Source organism: Actinomadura geliboluensis (assembly GCF_005889745.1).
GTDB lineage: Bacteria > Actinomycetota > Actinomycetes > Streptosporangiales > Streptosporangiaceae > Spirillospora > Spirillospora geliboluensis.
This window is the reverse complement of sequence record NZ_VCKZ01000740.1, coordinates 1-1,315: the sequence shown is the minus strand read 5'-3', so window position 1 is coordinate 1,315 and position 1,315 is coordinate 1. Positions and strand designations below refer to the sequence as shown.

Below are 1,315 nucleotides of genomic sequence, written 5' to 3'. Positions count from 1 at the left end.
CTGCTCGCGCAGCTCAAAGACCATACGGACCGCGCGTTCACGCAGCTCAACGGAGTACTTTCTCGGGGGTGCCATAGCCCCTCACCCTTCCAGGTTTCAGGGCCTCCACCCAACCCGGGGCGCTCCACGTGTCCAACTCGGCGCACTGGGTTCGGAGGTGGTCGAGGACGCATGCCTGGACCTCTGTGCCGTCGCCGACGAAGCACGGCGTGAGTTCGCGGATGACTCGCGTGCGGAGCCCTGCCGCGAGCAGTGTGCGGATGCGGGCGACCGCAGCGGGGGCCTCGGGGCCGTAGTGGCGGTGTCCGCCCGGGCTGCGGTGGGAGGTGAGCAGGCCTTGATCCTCGTAGTAGCGCAGGAGACGGACGGCCACGCCCGTTTCGCGGGACAGCTCTCCGATCTTCATGTGACCCACCCCATAGGCACGCGCCTTGAACCTCACACTGATGTCACATCCTAACGTTGCTCGCATGACAACTAATTCGACTGAACCGGCGCCCGTCTCGCTCTACGGATTCCTGACCCCCAAGCCCGGGCACGCCGAGCAACTCGGCAATCTCCTGCTGAACCTCGTCGAACCGTCCCGGAAGCACACCGGCAATCTCCAGTACCACCTTCACGAACAGGAGGACGGCCGGTTCTTCCTGTACGAGGTCTGGCGTTCGCAAGAGGACCTCGATCGGCACAATGCGACCGCGCTGCTGCGCGCCTTCATGGACGAGCTGCCCAAGCATGTGGAAGGTCCACCCGAGGCCTACTTCGGCGCGATGAGGAGCGCTTACCCGGCCGACCTCACATAGTTCCGGACGGCTTGCCCCACCGACGCCGCTAGATGACGGCCGAGGCGAGGTTGGCGGGGCCCAGGGCCTGCTTCGGAGTCGGTTGTGTGACGGGTGTCGTGATCGTTAAGTAATGGGTCTTCGGTAGCCACCCCACCGGAGACCTCGTGGCCGCCCTGGCGGTGACGAGGCGGGCCTGTCCTCGCAATGGACGAAACGGCAGCTCGACGGCGTTCGCGGGCGAGTCCGGGTCGGTGTCCTGTGGCGGGACGTGCCCGCCTACATGGCTCCTGGGAGGTGGGGTCCTCACCGTTCCGCCGTTGGCACTGCGACGGCACGGCCGGCGCAGTTCCGAATCCGGCCGTCCACCGCTGGCGCCACCCCCGCTAGTGCGGCATCAACCGGCTCGAAGTGCGACACGAAGTCGCACACGACAAGTGGGAAAGCTACGGAGAAGGGAGATATTTGCTGCCCCCGGATTAGTGTTCGGATCCGTTCCCGCGCTCACATGCGTCGCTGGTAACGGCGGGGTGTGA

At 65.9% G+C, this 1,315-nt stretch carries 2 protein-coding genes; one reads left to right on the top strand and one right to left on the bottom strand.

What is annotated here, in order from left to right; translation table 11 throughout:
- Window positions 1-46: 46 nt before the first annotated feature.
- Window positions 47-406 (bottom strand): MerR family transcriptional regulator, encoded by a 360-nt coding sequence (locus tag ETD96_RS43950; protein ID WP_138642373.1) that lies wholly within the window; start codon window positions 404-406, stop codon window positions 47-49.
- A gap of 64 nt (window positions 407-470) precedes the next feature.
- Here ETD96_RS43950 and ETD96_RS43945 point away from each other — a divergent pair, with 64 nt between their 5' ends.
- Window positions 471-800: a putative quinol monooxygenase gene (locus tag ETD96_RS43945; RefSeq protein ID WP_138642372.1), complete on the top strand. Its 330-nt coding sequence runs from the start codon at window positions 471-473 to the stop codon at window positions 798-800.
- Window positions 801-1,315: the final 515 nt, after the last annotated feature.